Origin of the sequence: Anaeromyxobacter soli, assembly GCF_022808855.1 — a bacterium.
GTDB classification, from domain to species: domain Bacteria; phylum Myxococcota; class Myxococcia; order Myxococcales; family Anaeromyxobacteraceae; genus Anaeromyxobacter; species Anaeromyxobacter soli.
This window is the reverse complement of record NZ_JAKZLF010000006.1, coordinates 1-21,062: the sequence shown is the minus strand read 5'-3', so window position 1 is coordinate 21,062 and position 21,062 is coordinate 1. Positions and strand designations below refer to the sequence as shown.

At 74.8% G+C, this 21,062-nt stretch carries 18 protein-coding genes; 7 read left to right on the top strand and 11 right to left on the bottom strand.

The annotated features are described in order from the left end of the window. Positions 1 to 152: 152 nt before the first annotated feature. On the top strand, positions 153 to 1,166 hold the full coding sequence (locus MLV88_RS06315; protein ID WP_242337846.1) for a hypothetical protein: 1,014 nt from the start codon (positions 153 to 155) through the stop codon (positions 1,164 to 1,166). A gap of 79 nt (positions 1,167 to 1,245) precedes the next feature. On the opposite strand, the gene narI is transcribed toward MLV88_RS06315, so the two are convergent. The 6 genes from narI to mobA form a co-directional block, all read right to left on the bottom strand. Then, entirely contained in the window at positions 1,246 to 3,345 is a 2,100-nt protein-coding gene (narI, locus tag MLV88_RS06310) for a respiratory nitrate reductase subunit gamma (RefSeq protein ID WP_277957209.1), read from the bottom strand. Further along, complete coding sequence (locus tag MLV88_RS06300; RefSeq protein WP_242337844.1) at positions 3,342 to 3,887, bottom strand: molecular chaperone TorD family protein; 546 nt, start codon at positions 3,885 to 3,887, stop codon at positions 3,342 to 3,344. Before MLV88_RS06300 ends, narI begins: the two co-directional genes overlap by 4 nt. Further along, the gene (gene narH, locus MLV88_RS06295; RefSeq protein ID WP_255821417.1) at positions 3,884 to 5,335 is read right to left on the bottom strand and encodes a nitrate reductase subunit beta; all 1,452 of its coding nucleotides are present in this window, start codon (positions 5,333 to 5,335) and stop codon (positions 3,884 to 3,886) included. Before narH ends, MLV88_RS06300 begins: the two co-directional genes overlap by 4 nt. A 73-nt stretch (positions 5,336 to 5,408) precedes the next feature. Next, positions 5,409 to 9,014: a nitrate reductase subunit alpha gene (locus MLV88_RS06290; RefSeq protein ID WP_242352904.1), complete on the bottom strand. Its 3,606-nt coding sequence runs from the start codon at positions 9,012 to 9,014 to the stop codon at positions 5,409 to 5,411. Beyond that, positions 9,011 to 9,529 (bottom strand): cytochrome c family protein, encoded by a 519-nt coding sequence (locus MLV88_RS06285; RefSeq protein WP_242352901.1) that lies wholly within the window; start codon positions 9,527 to 9,529, stop codon positions 9,011 to 9,013. The genes MLV88_RS06290 and MLV88_RS06285 overlap by 4 nt, the downstream gene beginning before the upstream one ends. 284 nt (positions 9,530 to 9,813) lie before the next feature. Continuing rightward, positions 9,814 to 10,422: a molybdenum cofactor guanylyltransferase gene (gene mobA, locus MLV88_RS06280; protein ID WP_242352899.1), complete on the bottom strand. Its 609-nt coding sequence runs from the start codon at positions 10,420 to 10,422 to the stop codon at positions 9,814 to 9,816. Positions 10,423 to 10,524: 102 nt separating this feature from the next. Between mobA and MLV88_RS06275 the strand changes: the two genes are divergently transcribed. Together MLV88_RS06275 and MLV88_RS06270 are read left to right on the top strand one after the other, a co-directional pair. Further along, a complete protein-coding gene (locus tag MLV88_RS06275; protein WP_242337836.1) occupies positions 10,525 to 10,854 on the top strand; it encodes a tetratricopeptide repeat protein in 330 nt (109 codons plus the stop codon). A 6-nt stretch (positions 10,855 to 10,860) separates the two neighbouring features. After that, the gene (locus MLV88_RS06270) at positions 10,861 to 11,718 is read left to right on the top strand and encodes an enoyl-ACP reductase FabI (protein WP_277956783.1); all 858 of its coding nucleotides are present in this window, start codon (positions 10,861 to 10,863) and stop codon (positions 11,716 to 11,718) included. Between the two features lie 13 nt (positions 11,719 to 11,731). Here the strand turns inward: MLV88_RS06270 and MLV88_RS06265 are convergent, their stop codons facing one another. The 4 genes from MLV88_RS06265 to MLV88_RS06250 form a co-directional block, all read right to left on the bottom strand. Continuing rightward, on the bottom strand, positions 11,732 to 12,385 hold the full coding sequence (locus MLV88_RS06265; RefSeq protein WP_242352897.1) for an MBL fold metallo-hydrolase: 654 nt from the start codon (positions 12,383 to 12,385) through the stop codon (positions 11,732 to 11,734). 119 nt (positions 12,386 to 12,504) lie between these two features. Continuing rightward, positions 12,505 to 12,894 (bottom strand): iron-sulfur cluster insertion protein ErpA, encoded by a 390-nt coding sequence (gene erpA, locus MLV88_RS06260; protein WP_242337832.1) that lies wholly within the window; start codon positions 12,892 to 12,894, stop codon positions 12,505 to 12,507. A 121-nt stretch (positions 12,895 to 13,015) separates the two neighbouring features. Further along, positions 13,016 to 13,711: an SDR family oxidoreductase gene (locus MLV88_RS06255; protein WP_242352895.1), complete on the bottom strand. Its 696-nt coding sequence runs from the start codon at positions 13,709 to 13,711 to the stop codon at positions 13,016 to 13,018. Positions 13,712 to 13,811: 100 nt separating this feature from the next. After that, complete coding sequence (locus tag MLV88_RS06250; protein ID WP_242337828.1) at positions 13,812 to 14,375, bottom strand: cob(I)yrinic acid a,c-diamide adenosyltransferase; 564 nt, start codon at positions 14,373 to 14,375, stop codon at positions 13,812 to 13,814. Between the two features lie 55 nt (positions 14,376 to 14,430). Between MLV88_RS06250 and MLV88_RS06245 the strand changes: the two genes are divergently transcribed. Further along, positions 14,431 to 15,771, top strand: coding sequence for a hypothetical protein (locus tag MLV88_RS06245; RefSeq protein WP_243337084.1), 1,341 nt, complete (start codon positions 14,431 to 14,433; stop codon positions 15,769 to 15,771). Positions 15,772 to 15,784: 13 nt separating this feature from the next. Here MLV88_RS06245 and MLV88_RS06240 read toward each other — a convergent pair whose 3' ends face one another. Then, complete coding sequence (locus tag MLV88_RS06240) at positions 15,785 to 16,555, bottom strand: haloacid dehalogenase-like hydrolase (RefSeq protein WP_242337825.1); 771 nt, start codon at positions 16,553 to 16,555, stop codon at positions 15,785 to 15,787. Between the two features lie 158 nt (positions 16,556 to 16,713). On the opposite strand from MLV88_RS06240, the gene MLV88_RS24515 reads away from it, so the two are divergent. From MLV88_RS24515 to MLV88_RS06225, 3 genes are all read left to right on the top strand, one after another. Then, positions 16,714 to 17,688 (top strand): GGDEF domain-containing response regulator, encoded by a 975-nt coding sequence (locus MLV88_RS24515; protein WP_242337823.1) that lies wholly within the window; start codon positions 16,714 to 16,716, stop codon positions 17,686 to 17,688. A 149-nt stretch (positions 17,689 to 17,837) separates the two neighbouring features. Continuing rightward, a complete protein-coding gene (locus tag MLV88_RS06230) occupies positions 17,838 to 19,388 on the top strand; it encodes an ATP-binding protein (protein ID WP_242337821.1) in 1,551 nt (516 codons plus the stop codon). A gap of 17 nt (positions 19,389 to 19,405) precedes the next feature. Next, complete coding sequence (locus MLV88_RS06225; RefSeq protein ID WP_242337819.1) at positions 19,406 to 20,878, top strand: sigma-54-dependent transcriptional regulator; 1,473 nt, start codon at positions 19,406 to 19,408, stop codon at positions 20,876 to 20,878. The last annotated feature ends 184 nt before the right edge of the window (positions 20,879 to 21,062 follow it).

Here is a 21,062-nt window from a genome sequence, read left to right as displayed (position 1 = left end):
GCTCGCGCCCGGCTCGCCCGGGCGTCGCACGCTCGCCGGATGCGCCCGGGGTGCCCCCGTGCACACGCTTAGCTCCGGGGAAGTACCCGGAGCCGCGGCCAGGATCGCCGGCCGGCGACGGTGCGGGCGGGCGCACGCGGCGGGAGGGGGCCATGCAAAGGAAGCTCTTGGCGGCCACGCTCGCGGCGCTCGTCGCCGCGACCGCGGAGGGGCAGGCCGAGTCTCAACAGCAATCCGCCGCGGCGCCGCAGCAGTCGGCGGCACCTCAGGCCGTCGCGCCGCAGCAGCAGGCCGCCGCGCCGCAGCAGCAGGCCGCCGCGCCGCAGCAGCAGGCCGCCGCGCCACAGCAGCAGGCCCCTGCGCCGCAGGCCGTCACGCCGCAGCAGCAGGCCCCTGCGCCACAGCAGGCCCCTGCGCCGCAGCAGCCGACGGCGTCCGCGGCGCCGGCCGGGCAGCCTCGCGTGGCTCCCCCCGGCCGCACGCTCGCCGATTCGTGCGTCGAGCTGCTGAACGGGCGTGTGGAGTCCGGGGTGGACGTCACGGCGCTCCGCGCGAGCTGCGAGGGGCTCGTGCGCCAGGGCGGGACGGTCGCACCCGGTGTCGGCACGGCGACCCCGCCGCCCGGCGAGAGCATCCCCACCGGCTTCACGCAGCCTCCGAGCGAGTTCCGGGAGCGGCGCGTCGGCATGGGGATGACCTCCCGGGGAGCGGTGGACAACACCGTCGTCACGAACCCGCTCGGCTGGTTCAGCGGGCTCGGCGTCAACGCCACCTACATCCGGCCCTTCCCGTGGGAGCACGCGTCGTGGCTCGTCTCGGCGCGGTACTCGCGCACGAACGCCTCGAACGGAAACGTGAGCTCCTTCGGGCTCGGGAGCGGCGCCGACCTGTTCGTCTTCGGGCACAACAACGAGGGGCTCCGCATCGGGCCGCGCATCGACCTCAGCTTCGGACGCGAGACCGTCCAGGGCTCCTCGAACTTCGCGCGCGTCGGGGTGGCCGCGGAGATCGGCTTCAACATGATCCACGCGAGCGGCTTCACCTCCAGCGTGGGCGGCGGGTGGGGCGCCCGGCTCGCGGGGGACGCGCAGGACGAGAACTTCACGAGCTACACCGGCGGCGAGGACGGGCCCTACCTGAAGCTCGGCATGGGGTACAGCTGGTGAAGGGGGAGGCGGCGCCGCCTCCCCCCGCGACGCCGCCCGCTCCCCGCGTCCTCCGCTCGGCCCGCCGCGGCGGGCGCGCTCAGCAGCTGATCGCCGCGCCCCTGCGCGCGTACCACCACGCGGTCGCGGCGACGGCGAGGGCGTAGTACGCGACGAGGCCGACGATCGCCGCGCCCGGCCCGCCGGTGAGCGCGACCGAGGTCCCGAATGCCTTCGGGACGAAGAAGGCGCCGTACGCGGCCACCGCCGACGCGAACCCCGCGACCGCGGCGGACTCCGTGGCGGCCGCGCGGCGCGCCGCCGCCAGCGCGGCGGGGGAGGCGCCCGCGGGCGCGCGGTTCAGGGCCGCGAAGATCGCCGGGATCATGCGGTAGGTGGAGCCGTTCCCCACCCCCGTCGCGGCGAAGAGGAGCACGAACGCGCCGAGGAACGGGGCGAAGTGGCCCGCCGCGCCGCCGCGGGGCAGGAACGAGAGCACGGCGAGCGCGAGCCCGGCCATGGCGAGGAAGTTCCACAGCGTCACGCGCGCGCCGCCGACGCGATCGGCGAGCCACCCGCCCACCGGCCGGAACAGCGCGCCCACGAGCGGGCCGAGGAACGCGTAGCGCACCGGGTCCACGCCGGGGAACGACCCCTTCACGAGCAGCGGCAGCGCGGCCGAGAAGCCGATGAACGAGCCGAAGGATCCCAGGTAGAGGGCCGAGACGATCCAGGTGTGCCGCTTGCGGAAGATGCGCGCCTGCTCCCGGAACGAGGCCCGCGCGCTCGCGACGTCGTCCATGCCGAGCCAGGCGAGCGCCGTCGCGAGGAGGATGAAGGGCACCCACACGAAGCCGGCGTTCTGCAGCCACAGGTGCTGCTCCACGCCGTTCTTCACCGCGACCTGGGGCGCGCCGCCCAGGGCGCCGAACACGCCGGCGGTGATGGCGAAGGGCACGAGGAGCTGCATCCCGGACACGCCCAGGTTCCCGAGGCCGCCGTTGAGGCCGAGCGCGGTGCCCTTCCTCGCGCCCGGGAAGAAGAAGCCGATGTTCGCCATGCTCGAGGCGAAGTTCGCGCCGCCGAGGCCGGCGAGGAGGGCGAGGACGAGCAGCACGGGGTAGGGCGTCGTGGGGTCCTGCACCGCGAGGCCGATGCCGATCGCGGGGACGAGCAGCGAGGCGGTGGTGATCGTCGTCCACAGGCGCCCGCCGAACAGCTGGACCGCGAACGAGTAGAAGATCCGGAGCGTGGCCCCGGAGAGCCCCGGCAGCGCGGCGAGCCAGAAGAGCTGGCCGGTGTCGAGCGCGAAGCCCACGTCGGGCAGCCGGACCACGACGACGCTCCAGACCATCCACACGCAGAACGCGAGGAAGAGCGCGAAGATCGAGATCCAGAGGTTGCGCCGGGCAGTCGCCTCGCCGCTCCGCGCCCACGCCGCCGCGTCCTCCGGGTCCCACACCGAGAGCACCTGCGGCTCGAGCGCGCGGGAGCGCAGCACCGCGGCGGCGGGCCGGGGCAGGTCCACGCCGGCGGGGGCGCGCGCCCAGACCGTGCGGCCGCGGACGCCGCCGGCGAAGCGCAGCGGGAACGAGACGACGTGGGCGAGGCGCGAGAACGGGATGAGCGCCACGAGCACGAACGCGAGCACCGCGTGGAGCTTCACCGGCGTCGGCAGCACGGCCGCGAAGGCTGGATCCGGCGAGAGGGTGAAGAGCGAGCGCAGCCACGGGGCGGCCGTGTGCAGGTACCAGATCGAGCCCCAGCGCAGCGAGAGCGTCACGTACAGGCCGAGCCCGACCTGCAGGACGAGGAGCGCGAGGACCACGACGTCCATGGCGCTCGTGACGGCGCGCACGCGGGGCAGGGCGAGCCGCCGCCAGAGGAGGAGCGCGCCGGCGGCGAGCGCCCAGGCGCCGAGCGCGAGGCCCGTCACCTCGAGGAGGTGCAGCCGCGCCGGGTCGCCGAGCACGCGGCCCATCGTGCGCGGGGCGAGCGCCGCGAAGGCGTGCGCGGAGAGGATGGCGAGGATCGCGACGTGCCACGGGACCGCGCCGAAGTGGAGGAGGCGCGACTCGAGGAGCTGCGAGGAGCGCGCGGAGATGGGGGCGCCCGCCCCCGCGTGGCGGAGGACGAGCCCGGCCGCGGCGAGGGCGACGGCGACGTACGGGACGACGGCGAAGAGGACGAGGTCCGTCATGGTCCGGCCTCCTGGGGCGCGACGGGCGGGCCGGCCGGCGCGGGCAGCGCGGCGGCGAGCGCCTCGAGGGCGGCCCGGTACGGGTGGTCGTGGTCGAGCGCGGCGGCCGCGCGGCGGGCGGCGGGCGCGAGGACGAGCGCGGCGACGTCGTCGGCCTCGCCGCCCTCCGGCGCCTCCGCGACGTAGCGGAGGAGCTCGGCGAAGTGGTCGGGCACCTCGCTCGCGCGGGGGAGGCCCGCCTCCGCGCGCAGCGCCGCGAGGTGGGCGAGGAGGGCGTTCCGCCGGGGCCCCTCGCCGCAGAGGTGGATCCCGGCGTACGGGCTCACCGCGGGGCGGAGATCGAAGGTGGCCGTGTAGAGCTCCTCCGCGCCGCCCGGGCCGAGCAGCGCGAGCCGGTCGGCGAGCGTGTCGAGCGCGGCGCCGATCCCGCCCGGGAGGTGGCTCGCGTGGGCGCGCAGCCGGCCGGGGAGCGCGTCGTCGGGGTAGGACAGGAGGTCGGCGAACGCGCGCGCCGCCTCGCGCGAGAGCGCGGGCGCGGTCACGGTACCCTCGCGCGCAGCCCGGCGAGGCCCTGCAGGCCGACGAGCTGCTCGGTCTCGGCCTCGCGCCCGCCGGGCGGCCGCACCACGCGCTCGCGGAGCGTGGGGTACACGGTGAGCCGGTGGAGCGCGTCCGCCACCTCGGGCGTGAGCCCGGCCGTGCGGAGCGCCTCGGCCGCGTCCGCCTCGCTGACGTCGCCCACCGTGGCCGCGCGGCGGCGGGTGCGCACCGCGACGAGCCGCCTGAGCGCGGACCGGACGACCTCGTCGTTGCCCGCCGCGAACATCGCCGCGAGGTAGCGGACCGGGATGCGCTGGGCGTCGGCCGGGGTGAGGGCCGCGCCGTCAGCGGCGCCGGTCCGCACCGGCGAGAGCGGCGGCACGTAGAAGACCATGGGCAGCGTGCGGAACTCGGGGTGGAGCGGCAGCGCCACCTCCCACTGCCGCACGAACCGATCGGCGGGCGAGCGCCGCGCGGCGTCGAGGGTCGCGTCGGAGATCCCGCTCCGCCGCGCCGCCGCGACGACCTCCGGGTCGGCGGGGTCGAGCAGCGCGGCGCGCTGCGCGGCGACGAGATCGTGCTCCGGCGCGCGCGCGGCGCGCAGGGCCGCCTCCGCGTCGAAGAGCAGGACGCCCTGGTAGCGGATCCTCCCGACGCACGCCTGGAAGCAGGCGGGGGGCTCGCCGCTCTCGACGCGCGGGTAGCAGCCGATGCACTTCTCCGACTTCCCCTCAGACCACGAGTGGAACGTCTTCTTGTACGGGCAGGCCGGGACGCACATGCGCCACCCGCGGCAGGCCTCCCGGTCGATGAGCACGATCCCGTCCTCGCCGCGCTTGTAGATGGCGCCGGACGGGCAGGCCGCGGCGCAGGCCGGGTTTAGGCAGTGGTTGCAGGTGCGGGGCAGGTGGAAGAAGACGATCCCCTCGAGCGCGAGGAGCGCCTCGCGCTCCGCCGGCTCGAGCGCGGCGAGGTTGGGATCCGCGGCGGCGTGCACGCTCGAGCCGGCGAGGTCGTCGTCCCAGTTCGGTCCGGCGCTCGGGTCGATCGGCAGGCCCGTCACGGCCGACACCGGCCGCGCGGTGGGCAGGTCGTCCGAGGCCTTCGCCTGGAACAGGTCCTCGTAGCGGTACGTCCACGGCTCGTACTGGTCGTCGAGCGTGGGGAGGCGCGGGGCCTGGAACAGGTGCTCGAGGATGCTGCCGCGGCCGCCGAGGCGGAGCCGGAGCTCGCCGTCCTCCACCACGAACCCGCCGCGGTGGCGCTCCTGGTCTTCCCAAAGCGCGGGGTAGCCCGTCCCGGGCCGCGTCTCGACGTTGTTCCACCACATGTGCTCGGAGCCCCGCCGGTCGGTCCACAGGTTCTTGCAGACCACCGAGCAGGTGTGACAGCCGATGCACTTGTCGAGGTGGAACACCGACGCGAGCTGCGCGCGCACTTCCATCGTCATGGCCGTCTCCAATTGAACGGGCGCCCCGGCGGGCTCGCTTCGCTCGTTGAACGTTGCCGTGCCATCGCGGTCGTCAGTACTCCGGCGCGCGCTCGAGCCTGCGCACGAGCGCGTAAGCGTCGCGGTTCGTCCCGGTGGGACCCCAGTAGTTGAAGCCGTACGAGATCTGCCCGTAGGCGCCGAGCATGAGCGTGGGCTTGAGCCGGATGCGCATGAGCGAGTTGTGCACGCCCGCGCGGCGGCCCCCGCGCGCGGGCGTCCGCGGCGTGGCGATCGTCCGCTCGGGCGCGTGGTACTGCATCGCGATGCCGCGCGGCACGCGCGCGCTCACCACCGCCTTCGTCACCACGGCGCCGTGGTCGTTCACGACCTCGACCCAGTCGCCGTCGCGGATCCCGCACCCGGCGGCGTCGCGGTCGTTGAGCCAGAGCGGGTGGAGCCCGCGCGAGAGGGTGAGCATCCGCACGGTGTCGCCGTAGGTGGAGTGGATGCTCCACTTTCCGTGCGGGGTGATGAAGTTCACCTTCAGCGCCGGCCCGTCCGCCTGCGTGGCGTCGAGGTCCTGCAGCAGCGCCGGATCGAGCTTCGGCTTGTAGGTGGGGAGCCCCTCGCCGGCGGCGAGGAAGCCGGGGTGGTCGAGGTAGAGGTGCGCGCGCCCGGTGAGCGTCCGCCAGGGGACGAGCCGCTCGACGTTGAGCGTGTACGCCGCGTAGGGCCGGCCGTCGTTCACGATCCCGGACCAGCACGGGCTCGTCAGCACGCGGCGCGGCTGGGCCGCGAGGTCCTCGAAGGTGGTGCGCACCCCGCGCGTGCCCTCGGCGAGGTCCGCGAGCGGGAGGCCGACCTTCTTCTCCTCCTCGTGGAAGGCGCGCCAGGCGACCTCGCCGTTCGTCTCGGGCGCGAGGTGGAGCACCACGTTCGCGGCGTCGCGGGCCGTCGCGACCGACGGGTAGGTCTTCCCGCCGAAGGCGACGGTGGGCCGCTCGCGCAGGAGCTCGTCGTAGAGGTCGGCGATGGGCCAGCCGAGGCCGTGGGCGCCGATGCCCTGCTCGCGGGCGAGCGGCCCGAGCGCGCGGAAGCGCTCGGCGAGGTGCGCGTAGTCGCGCTCGACGATCGCCAGCGCCGGGGCGTTGCGGCCGGGGACGAGCGGCGCCGCGCCGTCGGCCCAGTCCGGCGCCTCGGGATCGCCCATCTCCGCGGGCGTGTCGTGCGCGATCGCGGTCGCGACCACGTCGAGCACGGGGGAGGGGAGGTGCGCCTTCGCGAGCGCCGTGACCGCGTCGGCGAGGGCCGCGAAGGCGTCGAAGTCGCTCTTCGCCTCCCAGCAGGGCGGGACCGCCGCCTGCATCGGGTGGACGAAGGAGTGGAGGTCGGTCGAGGAGAGGTCGTCCTTCTCGTACGAGGTCGCCGCCGGCAGGACCACGTCGGCGAGGAGCCCGGTGGTGGTCATGCGGAAGTCGAGCGCGACCACGAGGTCGAGCTTCCCCTCCGGCGCGGGGCGCACCACCGCCTCGCGGGCGCCCTCCGGCGACTCCTCCGCGATCGAGAGCGCCTTCACGCCGAGGTAGTGGCGCAGGAAGTACTCGTGGCCCTTGGCGCTCGAGGAGAGCGCGTTGCCGCGCCAGGCGAGGAGCACCCGCGGCCAGGCCTCGGGCGCGTCGGGATCCTCCACCGCGAGCCGCACGCGCTTCTCCTCCAGCGCGCGCGCCACGTGGGCGGTCATGGCCTTCGGCTCCGCCCCGCCGGCCTCGGCCGCCTCGCGCGCGACCTCGAGCGAGCTCCGGTCGAACTGAGGGTAGAACGGGAGCCAGCCGCGCCGCACCGCGCGGATCTGGTGGTCCATCGCGTGGGGACGATCGCCGCGCGAGGCGGGGTCGAGCCGGCCCTCCCGCTCGGCGTGCTCGTAGCGCCACTGGTCGGAGTGGACGTAGTGGAACGAGGGCGCGTTCTGGAAGCGCGGCGGCTTCGCCCAGTCGAGCGCGCCCGCGAGCGTGGCCCACGGCGCCACCGGCGCGAGCTTCTCCTGGCCGACGTAGTGGTTGAGGCCGGCGCCGTTCTTGCCGACGCAGCCGCACAACATGAGCGTCGTGAGCGCGGCGCGGTAGGCGAGGTCCGCGTGGTACCAGTGGTTCACGCCGGCGCCGATGATGACGGAGCAGCGCCCGCCGGTGCGCTCCGCCGTGTCCGCCCACTCGCGCGCGAGCCTCACGACCTGCGCGCGGTCCACGCCGGTGTACCGCTCCTGCCAGGCGGGGGTGAACGGCGCCTCCGCGTCGTCGTAGCTCGCCGGGTACTCGCCCGCGAGGCCGCGCCCCACCCCGTGCTGCGCGAAGAGCAGATCCTGCACGGTCGCGACCGCCACCCGGCCGGCGTCCGTCTCGACGAACCGCACCGGCACCCCGCGCCGCCACACCCGGTCCGAGCCGAAGTCGGGCACCTCGAGCGCGACCACCGCGTCGTGGCGCTCGAGGAACGACAGCACCGGGTCGATGGGCGAGCCGTCCTGCCCGTCCTCGAGCTTCAGGTTCCACTGCCCCTTGCGCGCCTGCCAGCGGAAGCCGAGCGTGCCCTGCGGCATGCGCGGGGCGTCGGCGGCGCGATCCCAGACCAGGAACTTGAACCCTCCGTGCTCCTCGCCGCGGTAGCGGCCGAGGGCCTCCGCGCGGAGCATGCGCCCGGGCGCGGCGACGCCGTCCTTCACGTCGAGCGCGACGAGGAACGGCGCGTCGGTGTAGCGGGTGAGGAAGTCGCGGAACGCCGGCACCTCGCGCTGGGCGTGGACCTCCGAGAGCAGCACGTGGTTCACCGCGCAGAGCAGCGCGCCGTCCTGCCCGGCGTGCGCGGGGATCCACCAGTCGGACTGGCGGCAGGTGGGGTTGAAGTCGGGCGAGAGCACGACGACCTTCGCCCCGTCGTGGCGCGCCTCCGCGAGGAAGTGCGCGTCGGGCGTGCGCGTCACCGCCACGTTCGAGCCGAGCACGAGCACGTACTTGCTGTTGAACCAGTCGGCGCTCTCCGCGACGTCGGTCTGCTCGCCGAACACCTCCGGCGAGGCGTTCGGGAGGTCGCAGTACCAGTCGTAGAACGAGAGGTTCACGCCGCCGAGCAGCTGGAGGAAGCGGGAGCCCGCGGCGAACGAGAGCATCGACATGGCCGGGATGGGCGAGAAGCCGATGACGCGGTCCGGGCCCCAGCGCTTCACGGTGTGGACGATGGAGGCCGCGACGATCTCGACCGCCTCCTGCCAGCTCGCGCGGCGGAAGCCGCCCTTGCCCCGCGCCGCCTGCAGCGCGGCGCGGCGCGCCGGGTCGGCCATGAGCGCGCCGAAGGCCGCGACCGGATCGGCGTCCGCCGCCCTGGCCGCGCGCCACGCGTCGAGGAGGGCGCCGCGCACGTAGGGGGTCTTCACGCGGAGCGGAGAGTAGAGGTAGGTCGAGTAGCACGCGCCGCGCTGGCAGCCGCGCGGCTCGTAGGGCGGCACGCCCTCGAGGGCGGGGTAGTCGGTCGCCTGGGTCTCGAAGGCGACGATCCCCTCCTTCACGTGCACGTTCCAGGAGCAGCTCCCGGTGCAGTTCACGCCGTGGGTCGAGCGCACGGACCGGTCGTGCTGGTGCCGGTCGCGCCACAGCCGCTCCCAGCGGCGCGAGGAGGGGTCGAGGACGTCACGCAGGAAGCTCATCGGGAACCCCCCTCGGCCCGGCGGGCGCGCGCGAGCGCGGCCGAGACGGGCGGCATGCGGCGGCGGAACAGGACGGCGAGGAGCGCGAAGATCGCCGCGGCGACGAGGCCCGCCTCCAGGAGCAGGCGCCCGAGCGGGCCTCCCGAGGGAGGCGGCGCCGCGCGCGCCTCGAGGAGGAACGCGGCGAGGTCGCCGCGCTCGCGCGCGGTGAGGGCGTGGCCGCGGTAGATGGGCTCCATGCTCGGGAACGGCACGTCCTCGAGCGCGGCCGCGAGCGTCTCCGCGTCGTAGGTCTCCGCCGCGGCCGAGAGGTCCGGCCCGAAGCTCGCACTGAAGGCGAGCCCGTGCCCCGCGAGCCCGTGGCAGGCGAGGCACGGCGCGCCGCCGTTCGCGAGCGGCGTCGTCCCCACGTACAGCGCCTCGCCCTGGCGCGGGTCGGCGGCGGCGCCGGCCAGGCCGGGGGTGAGCGCGGCGGCGAGGACGAGCGCGCCGCACAGGCGATCGATGGGAGGCATCGCTTGCTCCTCGGGTGCGGGTCGGTGCTGGTTGACCCGAAGTTGCCATTGCTGGTTAGCGCAGGAATTGCCGAGACCGGAAGAGTTTCCGTCGGTGGCCATTCGGGGCCTAATTTGACGTGCGTCAATACGCGACCGCTGACCTCACCGAATCCACCGATGGAACGGTAGGTCGGATCCGGACGTCCGCATGCTTTGCGCGCGCCCCCGCGGCCGCTCGCGACGGAGTCGATGCTCGCAGGGCTCGTGCGACGGCGGCCCCGGGCGCGGGCGCCGCCGCGCCCTCACGGCGGCGGGACGAGCCCGAGCCGCGCGAGATCCTCGGGCGTGTTCACGTTCGCGAACGCGAGCCCCTCGGGATCGACCGCGCGCCACTCGCTCTCCTCCACGATCGCCGCCGCGACGCTCCGTGCGATCGCCTGGAGCGACGGATCGCCCTCCGCGAGGAGGCGCGAGAGGAGCGGCAGGCACGCGCGCGACCAGAGCGCGTGCAGGGGCTCGAGGCGGCCCTGCCAGCGCACCACGACTGCCTCGGCCCCGGCCCGGCGCGAGGCGAGGAGCGCGATGCCCGCCTCGGACACGAAGGGCATGTCGCAGCCGGCGGTGAACACCCAGGTCGTGCGCGCCGCGGAGAGCGCGGCGTGCACGCCGCCGGGCGCGCCCTTCCCCTTCACGAGGTCCGGCACGATGGGCGCGCCGAGCGGCGCGTAGGGCGCGGGGTCGTTCGCGACGACGAGCGCGCCGCCGTCGAAGAGCGCGCGGAACAGGCGGAGCGAGCGCGCCGCGATGGGCTCGCCGCCCACGCGCAGGAGCCCCTTCGGCCGGCCGCCGAGCCGCGTCGCCCGTCCGCCCGCGATGAGCGCGCCGGTGCAGTCCGAGATGCGTGCCGACATCACCGGGGTCGAGCATAACGTGAGGAGGCGTCCGCCGGGCGCCGGCGGACCGCCGCCGCTATGGAGTCGAGCGGTCGATTCGGGTACAACCCTAGCCCCCCTATGACGCCGGAACAGCGCATCGAGGCCTTCCGGGCATTCGTGGCGAAGAGCCCGGACGACGCCTTCGCGCGCTACTCGCTCGCGATGGCGCTCCGCACCGCCGGCCGCGGAGACGAGGCCGTCGCCGAGTTCCGCGAGACGGCGCGGCGCAAGCCCGACTACGTCCCGACCTACCTCATGCTCGGCCAGTCGCTCGAGACGGCGGGCCTGGACGGCGAGGCGGCGCGGGCCTACGAGGACGGGATCGCGGCCGCGACCCGCACGAACGACATGCACGCACGGAGCGAGCTCTCGCAGGCGCTCGACGCCGTCCGTGCCCGAGGAGCCTGACAGAAGATGAGCCCCATCGATCCCAAGGACGTCGAAGTGACCCGCGCGCGCATGGAGACGGACGACGTCCGGCTCTCGCTCGGCGGCCTCCTGCGCGGCAAGCGCGCGCTCATCACCGGCGTCGCGAACGACCGCTCCATCGCCTGGGGGATCGCGGAGGCGTTCCAGCGCGAGGGCGCCGAGCTCGCGTTCACGTACCCCGGCGAGTCGATGGAGCGGCGCGTCCGCCCCATCGCCGAGGGCATCGGCGCGAAGGCGATCGTCGACTGCGACGTCTCGAAGGACGAGGACATCGCCCGCACGGTCGCGGAGATCGGCAAGGTGTGGGATCGCGTGGACGTGCTCGTCCACTCGATCGGCTTCGCGCCGCGCAGCGCGCTCGACGGCCGCTTCGCCGACGTGACGACCCGCGACGCGTGGCGCATCACCATGGACGTCTCCGCCTACTCGCTCATCGCCCTCGCCCGCGCGTTCCGGCCGATGATGCCCGCTGGCTCGAGCATCGTGACGCTCACGTACTACGGCGCCGAGAAGGTCGTCCGGAACTACAACGTGATGGGCGTCGCGAAGGCCGCGCTCGAGTCCTCGATGCGCTACCTCGCCGAGGACCTCGGCCAGGAGGGCATCCGGGTGAACGCGATCAGCGCCGGGCCCATCAAGACGCTCGCCGCCGCCGGCATCAAGGGCATGCGCACCATGCTCGGCGAGAACGCGGCGAAGACGCCGCTCCGCCGGAACGTCGACCAGGAGGACTGCGCGCGCGCGGCCCTCTACCTCTGCTCGGACCTGGCGCGCAACGTGACGGGCGAGGTGCTGCACGTCGACGCCGGGCAGAACATCCTGGGCGTCGTGTCGATGGAGTAGGCGCCGCCGCCGCTCACACGAAGCGGCCGCGCCGCGGCTTCTCTCCCACGAACGGGTTCGAGCGGCGCTCCTCCCCGAGGAGCCCCGCCGGCCCGTGGCCGGGGTGGAAGCGCACCTCGTCGCCGAGCGGGAAGAGCTTCCCCTGGATGGAGGCGTGCAGGGCGTCGAAGTCGCCGCCGGGGAGATCCGTCCGCCCGACCGAGCCGGCGAACAGGGTGTCGCCGCTGAAGAGCAGCCGCTCCTCCGGGAAGAAGAGGCAGATCGAGCCCGGGCTGTGACCGGGCGTGTGGATGACGCGCCCCTCCGACGCGCCCACGCGGAAGGTCTCACCGTCGGCCGGCTGGTGATCGACCGCCGGCGCGACGACCGGATCGAACCCGAACATCTCCGCCTGGCGCGGCAGCGCCTCGAGCCAGCCCGCGTCGGCCGCGTGCAGCGAGAGGGGGGCGCCCGTCGCGTCCTTCGCCTCGGCGGCGCCGGCGACGTGATCGATGTGTCCGTGCGTGCACACGATCCGCGTCACGCGCCAGTCCGGCTCGAGGAGCGCGAGGACGCGCGGGATCTCGCCGCCCGGGTCCACGAGGAGCGCCTCGCCCGTCCGGTCGCAGGCGGCGACGTAGGCGTTCGCGGCGAAGGGGCCGACGACGGCGTTCCGGACGACGAGCATCGCTTCGATCCCCCGGCCCTCGCGCGCTGCCGGGCCCCTGGAAGCGACGAGGGCCGGCGGGAATCGATCCCCCGGCCCCCGGCGACGATGGCGACCCGCGCTCGCGGGCGCGCGCCTGGCTAGTACGAGAAGGACGACCCGCAGCCGCAGGTCGTGCGCGCGTTGGGGTTGTTGAACTTGAAGCCGGCGCCCTGGAGGCCGACCACGTAGTCGATCGTGACGCCCTGGAGGTACATCGAGCTCATCGGATCGACGTAGAGCTTCACGCCGTCCTGCTCGAACGAGACGTCGCCCTCACGGGGGTCCTTCTCGAAGTCCATCGAGTACTGGAAGCCCGCGCAGCCGCCGCCCATCACGCCGACGCGGATGCCGTACGCGTGGAGCCCTTCGCGCTCCATCGCGTCCTTCACCATCTCGATCGCCTTGGCGGTGAGGCTGACGGGATTCTCCGTCCCGGCGTCGGCGGCGGGGGCGGCAGGGGTGACGGGAGTCTGGGTGATGGCATCCATGTGTCGAAATTCTCCGTGGCGGGGTTGGTCGCCCGCCCGCTTTGACGTGACGCAAGGGAGTCTAACAGCGGGGGTTGGGCGCTTCAATGCGAGGTGCGGACGGGCGCGGAAGCCGCGAGCTTCAGGCGCGCCCCGAGAGGTGGCGCCCGCCATCCACGGGGAGCACCGCGCCGGTCACGAAGGGCGCCCCGGCGAGGAAGCGCACGGCCGCCGCGACGTCGGCGGGAGTGCCCGGACGCCCCAGCGGGATGCGGGCGGCGAGCGTGCGGCGGAGCTTCTCCGGGTACGCCTCCGGCCAGAGCACCGTCCCGGGCGCGACGGCGTTCACCCGGATCTCCGGCGCGAGCTCGAGCGCCAGGCACTCGGTGAGCCGGACGAGCGCCGCCTTGGAGGCCGCGTAGGCCGCGAAGCCGCGCCAAGGCACGAGGCCGCCGCCCACGTCGGCGACGTTCACGACGGAGCCGCGGGACCGGCGGAGGAGCGGCGCGAGCGCGCGCGTGAGCAGGAGCGGCGCGCGGGCGTTGAGGTCCATCTGCGAGTCGAACGCCGCGGCGTCGGTCTCCTCGAGCGGGAGCGCGTCGAACGCCGCCGCGCTGTTCACGAGGAGATCGAGCCTGCGGTGGCCGCGCCGGAAGGCGGCGGCGAGCGCCGCGGGTCCGTCCGGCTGGGCGAGGTCCGCCTGCAACGCGTCCGCGAGGCCGCGCGGCGGGTGCGAGCGGTAGTGGGCGACGACCGCGTACCCGTGGCGCGCGAGGTCGCGCGCGATCGCGTTCCCGACCCGCACGCCCGCGCCGGTGACGAGCGCGACGGGCGTCACGGCGGCCCTCGCCTGCCTGGCGCCGCCGCGAGGCGCGCGGTGCCGTCGCGCAGGGAGGCGGCGGGCGTCGCGGCCGGTTCCATGCGCGCGGACGGCGCCGTCATGCCTCGTCCTCGCGCGGCGGGTCCCAGATCGTCTCGTCGCGCCGCGCTCGCGCGTTCGCGACCCGCGCCGCGACGAACAGGAAGTCGGAGAGCCGGTTCAGGTACGCGAGCGCCTCGGGCGCGACCTCGACCTCCGCCGCGAGCGCCACCACCCGCCGCTCCGCGCGGCGGCAGACGCAGCGCGCGAGGTGGAGCGCCGCCGCGGTCCGCGTGCCGCCCGGGAGCACGAACTGGCGGAGCGGCGGGAGCGCTGCGTCGAACGCGTCGATGGCCGCCTCGAGCCGGGCGGTCCACGCCGGGGCGATGGGCGGGATCGCGCTGCGCGCCTTCGCCTCGTGCGGCGTCGCGAGCTCCGCCCCGACGCAGAACAGCTCGTGCTGCACGCGCGCGAGCTGGGCGTCGATCTCGGGATCCTCGACGATCGCGCGGACCGAGCCCACCGCCGCGTTGAGCTCGTCCACCTCGCCGTAGGCGTCGACCCGCGCGTCGCTCTTCCGCACGCGCGGCCCCCCGAACAGGCCGGTCTCTCCGCGATCGCCGCTCTTCGTGTAGATCTTCACGCCAGCGTGCCTATCAGAGGCACGAGGCGGGCCGCAACGCCCGCGCGAGGAGCGGATGGAGCCCATCTTCGAGGGAGACGCGCTCGCGGCGGTCGGACGCGCGGCGGCGGAGCGCGCCTGGGCGGGCGGGCTCACGGTGGCGAGGCCCGACGGGAGCGTGGTGCCGATCCCGCTCGTCGCCGAGCCGGAGGTGCCGTCGCGCGAGGCGCTCGCCGCGGCCGCGCGGGAGGCGCAGGCGATCCTGTCCGGCGCGGTGAAGCTCGTGCGCCACCTCCTCCTCCACGGGGACGCGCGGGATCGCGCCGCGCTCGTGGAGCCGTTCGAGGGCCTCGAGGCGGAGGCGATGGCGAAGCTCTTCGCCGAGGCGCCGCTCCCCGTGCTCCACGCCCGGGTCGACTTCCTCGTCCCCGAGGGCGGCGGCCCGCCCCGCGCGCTCGAGCTCAACGCCACCATCCCGGCCATGTCCGGCTACGCGGATCTCGCCGCGCACGCCTGGATCCGCGCCGCCGCCGCCGCGCGCGGCAAGCCTCCCCGCGAGGCGGAGGCGCTCGTCGCCCGCTGCGGCAGCCACATGGAGCGGCTGCGCGAGGTGCTCGTCGCGTACTACCGGGCGCGCGGCGGCACGCGCGAGCGCCCGTCGATCGCGATCGTCGCGCGGCCGGGCGACGCGCAGATCGGCGAGCTCCGGTGCCTCCAGGCCCACCTCGCGCGGATGGGGCACGCCGCGGCGAACCTCGTCCCGGCGGCGTGCGAGCCGGAGCGCTGGGACGTGCTGTACCGGCACGTGTGGGCGAACCGCGTGGACCCGGCCACGCCGTTCGCGCGCGCGCTGCTCGCCCCGGCGCGCCACGTGCTCGTGAACCCGGTGAACGGCCTGCTCGAGGCGAAGGCCCTCTTCGCGCGGCTGTCGGAGTGCGCGGACGACGCGGCGCTCGCCGGGCGCGCCGGGCTCGACGCGGAGGAGCGCGCCGCCGCGGCGCGGCTCCCGATCACGCGGCGGCTCACCCCGGCGCTCGCGCCGCGCCTCCTCGAGGAGCGGGCGCGCTGGGTGCTGAAGCGGAGCTGGGACTACGGCGGGAAGAGCGTGCACCTCGGCGCGGAGGAGGCCCCCGAGGAGTGGGCGCGGACCGTCGAGGCGGCGCTCGGCGACGCGCGCGGGGGAGGGTTCGTCGCGCAGGAGCGGATCTTCGCGGCGCGCCGGGCGGCGACGCGCGTGACGCCGGAGGGCCTCGACAGCGGGATGCTCTATCGCGACCTGTCCACCTACTGCGGGCTGGGGCCCTCGCGGGCCGACGGCTCCGTGGTCCGCGCCGCCGCCTCGCCGGTGGTCAACATCCTCGGCGGCGGCGGGCTCGCGCCGGTGGTGCCCGCGGACGTGTACGAGGCGCTGCGGTGAGCGCCGCGGCGGGTCACGGGACTCCCGCGGCGGCGGACGGCTCCTCCCCCGTGAGCGGCCCGGAGCGGAAGTCCGCGATCGCCGGGATCCCCGGGAGCACCGCGATCGGCCGCGCGGAGTGATCGGTCGCGAGGTGGACGACGAGCGCCTCCGGGAAGCGGCGGGCGTAGAGGTTCACGTGCGCGGGCTCGTTGTCGAACGCGGCGACCACCGGGCCGAGCCGCTCGACGCGCGCGGCCGCGACCTCCTTCCACGCGTCGTCGTCGAGCGCGAGGTCGTCCTTCATGAGCAGGTGTACGCCCGCGCCGTCCGGGGCCGGGAACCCCTCGCGCCGGAAGACGTGCAACGTGCCCTCGACCATGCGGGCGGGTCGGCCGGTCACGTACGCGATGCGCGCGCCGGCGCTCGCGAGCGCGCGGACGAACGCGGCCGCGCCGGGGAGCGCGGCGTCGAGGCGGCAGTACGCGCTCGTGAAGAACCACTCCGCCCAGAAGCGCCGCGCCGGTCCGGCGTGCGCCGCCACCTCCGCGGGCGTGAGGCCGGCGTTGGCCATCGCGAGCCGCAGGTCCCACCCCTGCCAGTGCTCGGGGCGCGCCTCGAGCAGCGCGGGCAGCCCCGCCACGCGGCCGTAGTCCTGGAGGATGCGGGCCTGGCGCGGGCGGTTGTCGAGCAGCGTCGAGTCGAGATCCAGGACGACCACGCCCCGGGGCGCGGCGGCGGCGGCGCGCGAGAGCGCGGCGGCGAGGGTGGGCTCCTGCGCGGCTGGGCGCGTGCGGCGGCTCATGTCCCTCGAGTAGGGCGCCGGCGCGGCGGCGGAAACGCCCGGGTGGGAGCCTGCGGTGGGAGCGCGTCGCCGGTGTGCGCGCGGCGCGTCGCGTGGGCGTAGGCGCGCACGCCCGCGTCCTTGGGGGCCCCCCGGATCTCGGCTAGAGTCGGCGCCGCGTGCCCGCGCCGGAGATCCTCGTCGTCGACGACTCGCCGAGCCAGGTCGATTGGCTCGTGTCCGTGCTGAGGCGTGAGGGCTACCGCGTCCGGATCGCGCGCGACGGAGGCGAGGCGATCCGCGCCATCCGCGGGGTGCCGCCCGATCTCGTGCTGCTCGACCTCATGCTCCCGGACCTGGACGGGCTCGAGGTGCTGCGCACCGTCAAGGCCAGGCCCGAGGAGCCCTTCGTCCCGGTCATGATCCTGTCGGCGAGGTGCGACGTCGACTCCAAGGTGACCGGGCTGCGGCTCGGGGCGGACGACTTCCTCGCGAAGCCGTTCGCCGAGGCGGAGGTCCTCGCCCGCTGCGCGGCGATGCTGCGCATCAAGTCGCTCCAGGACCAGCTCCGCCGCGCCCAGCGCGATCTGGAGGAGCGCTCGGTCACGGACGCGCTGACGGGCCTCAAGAACCGGCGCTTCTTCGACGAGCGGCTCTACGAGGAGTTCTGCCGCGCGCACCGCTACGCGGACCCGCTGTCGCTCATCATGATCGACCTCGATCACTTCAAGACCGTGAACGATCGGCACGGCCACCCGGCCGGCGACGCGGTGCTGCGCGAGGCGGCCGCCGTGGCGCGCGCGTCGATCCGCGATCCGGACATCTGCTGCCGCTACGGGGGCGAGGAGTTCGCGGTCATCCTGCCGAAGACGCACCTGCCCGGCGCCCTCGCCGTCGCGGAGCGGATCTGGCGCGCGCTCGGCGCGAAGGCGTACGCCGTCGCGGCGGAGGCGCACGCCGGGCCGGCGGAGCTGCGCGTGACCGCCTCCCTCGGCGTGGCGTTCTTCCCCTCGAAGGACATCACGGCGCACGAGCACCTCCTCCGCTTCGCGGACGACGCGCTCTACCAGGCGAAGCGCGCCGGGCGGAACACCATCCGTCTCTACCAGTCGCCCAGCTCGACCCCGCCGCCCGGCCCTCCCGCAAACGGCTGAACGCAAAGTGGCGTTACTGTCAGGGTAAGGGTATAGGTTGACCCGGAGCGCATCGCTACCCGGGTCCGAGCGCGCTCAACGCTGCGAAAACATTGCTCCCCGGGTCCGTCCCACGTGGACCGGACGATGCACCGTGGGGGCACCCCGTGATGGACGCGCAGGTCACCTCGACGGGATGCGTGCACCCCGGACCCAGCCGGGAGTGCACCCTCCTCATCGTCGAGGACGACGAGCTCGTCCGGCGCGCGCTCCAGCGCGTCCTGCGCCGCGCGCGCTGCCGGATCCTGGAGGCGGCCGGGGCGGAGGACGCCCTCGAGCTCCTCGAGCGCGAGCCCGTGCACGCGATCGTCTCGGATCACCGGATGCCGGGCATGACGGGCATCGACCTCCTGCGCAGGGTGAAGGAGCGCTGGCCGCGGGTCCAGCGGGTCCTGCTCACCGGCCAGGCCGACTCCGCCGCCATCGAGGAGGCGGTGAACCGCTCCGAGATCTTCCGCTTCATCTGGAAGCCCTGGGACGACGCGCACCTGCTCATCACCGTGCAGAGCGCGATCGACCAGTTCTGGACGCTCGAGGAGAACGACCGGCTCGCCGGTGAGCTCGCGGTGCGCAACGCGGAGCTCGAGCGGGTGAACCGCGAGCTCGACGCGCACCTCGTGGCGCGGCAGGTGGCCCTCGTGCGCGCCGCCGAGGAGTGGCGCGCCTGCTTCGACGCGCTCGGCGACCCGGTCGCGATCGTGAAGAGCGGCGGCTGCGAGGTGGTCCGCGCGAACGCGGCGTTCGCGCGCGCCGCGGGCGTGGCCGTGAACGCGCTCCCCAGCCTGCGCTGCCGGGAGCACGCCTTCGGCGCGCTGCCCTGCCCGTCGCGGTGCCGCGTCGCGGCGGGCGGCGCCGAGGCCGAGGCCGTCCGCGGCGACCGCACCTGGCTCGTCCGCTCCTTCCCGTTCACGGGCGAGGACGCCGCCTTCGTCGTGGTGATGAAGGACGTCACCGAGGAGCGCGAGGTCACGCAGCGGCTGTTCCAGGCGGAGAAGATGTCCGCCATCGGCCAGCTCGCCGGCGGCGTCGCGCACGAGATCAACAACCCGCTCGGCGGGATCCTGGCCTTCGCGCAGCTCATGAGCCGCGAGGACCGCTCGCCGGCCGACCTCGAGAACCTGAAGCTCATCCAGGACGCGGCGATGCGCGCCAAGCGCATCGTCGAGAGCCTGCTGCGCTTCTCGCGCCGGCCGCGCGGCGAGGAGAAGGGCCCGGTCGAGCTCGCGCAGGTCGCCGACGACGCGCTGTTCCTGCTCCGCCCGCAGATGAAGGACGGGAAGGTCGAGGTGGTGCGCGACTACCGCCCGGTCACCGCGCTCGGGAACGCGAACCAGCTCCAGCAGATCGTCGTGAACCTGGTGGTGAACGCCATCCAGGCGATGAGCGGCGCGGGGCGGCTCACCGTGACCGCCGGCCCCGGCGCGCCGGGGCGCGTGCGGGTGTCCGTCGCCGACACCGGGCCGGGCGTGCGCCCGGAGATCGCGAAGCGGATCTTCGAGCCGTTCTTCACGACCAAGCCCGAGGGGAAGGGCACCGGGCTCGGTCTCTCCATCTGCTACCAGATCGCCGAGGACCACGGCGGCTCGATCCGCGTCGAGCCGGGCCCTGAGGGGGGCGCCTGTTTCGTGGTCGACCTGCCGGCGACGCAGTCGAAGCACTGAACCGAGGGGACCTCATCATGGCCGAAGGCACAGACACCAAGCCCGTACGCGTCCTCGTGGTCGACGACGAGCCGACGCTCCTCCGCGCGCTCCAGGCTCTGCTCGAGCAGAAGGGCTACGCGGTGGTCGCGCTCGACTCGCCCATCGCGGCGACGCAGCGGCTCGCGCACGAAGACTTCGACGTCGCGCTGCTCGACATCAAGATGCCGCAGCTCTCCGGCCTCGAGCTCCTGTCGGCGGTGAAGCACCGCCGGCCCGAGGTCGAGGTCATCATGATGACCGGGCACGCGACGGTCGAGACCGCGCTCGCCGCGGTCCGCTCCGGCGCGTACGACTACCTCACGAAGCCGTTCGAGGACGTCGAGCTCGTCGCGCGTGCGGTCGCCAAGGCGGCCGAGCGCAAGATGCTCTTCGACCGCAACCGCCGGCTCGAGACGCAGCTCCGCGAGAAGGAGGGCGCGGCGCCGGAGGGGCTCGTCGGCAACTCCGCGCCCATCCGCGAGGTGGTGCGGATGATCGAGGCGGTCGCCTACAGCGCGACCACCGTGCTCGTCACCGGCGAGAGCGGCACTGGCAAGGAGCTCGTCGCCCGGGCCCTGCACGCGCGGAGCCCGCGGCGCGCCCAGCCGTTCGTGGCGCTCAACTGCGGCGCGCTCACCGAGACGCTGCTCGAGTCTGAGCTCTTCGGGCACGTGAAGGGCGCGTTCACCGGCGCGCAGCGCGACCAGAAGGGCCTGTTCGACGCCGCCGACGGCGGGACGATCTTCCTCGACGAGATCGGCGACATCCCGATGGCGACCCAGGTCCGGCTGCTGCGCGTGCTGCAGGAGGGCGAGCTCAAGCGCGTCGGCTCGGCCGACTCGGTGCGGGTCGACGTGCGCGTCATCGCCGCCACGCACCGCGACCTGCCGCGCCTCGTGAAGGCCGGCAAGTTCCGCGAGGACCTGTTCTACCGCCTCAACGTCATCAACATCCCGCTCCCCCCGCTCCGCGATCGCGTCGACGACGTCCCGCTGCTCGCCCACCACTTCCTGCGCCGGTACGCGGAGCGGCTCGCCAAGCGCGTGCGCACCCTGTCGCCGGAGACGGTCGAGCTCCTCTGCGGCTACCGCTGGCCCGGGAACGTCCGCGAGCTCGAGAACGCGATCGAGCGCGCGGTCGTGCTCTGCCGCGGCGAGGCGGTGAGCGCGTCGGACCTCCCGCCCGCCGTGACCGGCCGCACCGCGCCGCTCGTGCGCGAGGCGCCGGCGAGCGGCGACGAGTCCGTGTGGCTCACCATGTCCTACGCCGCCGCGAAGGAGCAGGCGCTGCGCCGGTTCGAGAAGGGCTACGTCGAGACGCTGATGCGCCACTGCGACAGCAACATCTCGGCGGCGGCCCGCAAGGCCGGCATGGACCGGTCCAACTTCAAGCGCGTGCTGCGCAAGTACCGCACCGACGTGGAGCCCGACGTGGGCGAGCAGGACGAGGCCGATCGCGCGGCAGGGTAGGCGGCCGGCGAGCGAAGCGAGCGCGCCGCCACGCGGTGGCGCACGCCCCTAGCCGAGTCGTTCACAGGGAGGGGCCCCGTCGCGAAGCGACGGGGAGGGACGCAGTCCCTCCCGGCGGGGAACCTGCGCGCACCCGCGTCAGCGGGCGCGCAGGTTCACGGGCCCCGCCGAGCCGGGTGGGGCC